This window comes from Nocardia amamiensis (assembly GCF_015477605.1).
Taxonomy (GTDB): domain Bacteria; phylum Actinomycetota; class Actinomycetes; order Mycobacteriales; family Mycobacteriaceae; genus Nocardia; species Nocardia amamiensis_A.
In genome coordinates, this window is the sequence record NZ_JADLQX010000229.1 from 1 (window position 1) to 462 (window position 462).

Genomic DNA, 462 nt, shown 5'->3' on the forward strand with positions numbered 1-462 from the left:
CGTCACTTGCGCTTCGTCCCTGTCGAAAGAGGTTTACAACCCGAAGGCCGTCATCCCTCACGCGGCGTCGCTGCATCAGGCTTTCGCCCATTGTGCAATATTCCCCACTGCTGCCTCCCGTAGGAGTCTGGGCCGTGTCTCAGTCCCAGTGTGGCCGGTCGCCCTCTCAGGCCGGCTACCCGTCGTCGCCTTGGTAGGCCATTACCCCACCAACAAGCTGATAGGCCGCGGGCCCATCTCGCACCAGTAAACCTTTCCACCACAAACCATGCGATCCGTGGTCATATCCGGTATTAGACCCAGTTTCCCAGGCTTATCCCGAAGTGCGAGGCAGATCACCCACGTGTTACTCACCCGTTCGCCGCTCGTGTACCCCGAAGGGCCTTACCGCTCGACTTGCATGTGTTAAGCACGCCGCCAGCGTTCGTCCTGAGCCAGGATCAAACTCTCCGTTGAAGACTC

The 462-nt window shown here is 59.7% G+C and carries 1 rRNA gene; it reads right to left on the reverse strand.

Going from position 1 to position 462, the window contains the following annotated elements:
• Positions 1-456 (reverse strand): 16S ribosomal RNA (locus IU459_RS37605); the annotation flags it as partial.
• Positions 457-462: the final 6 nt, after the last annotated feature.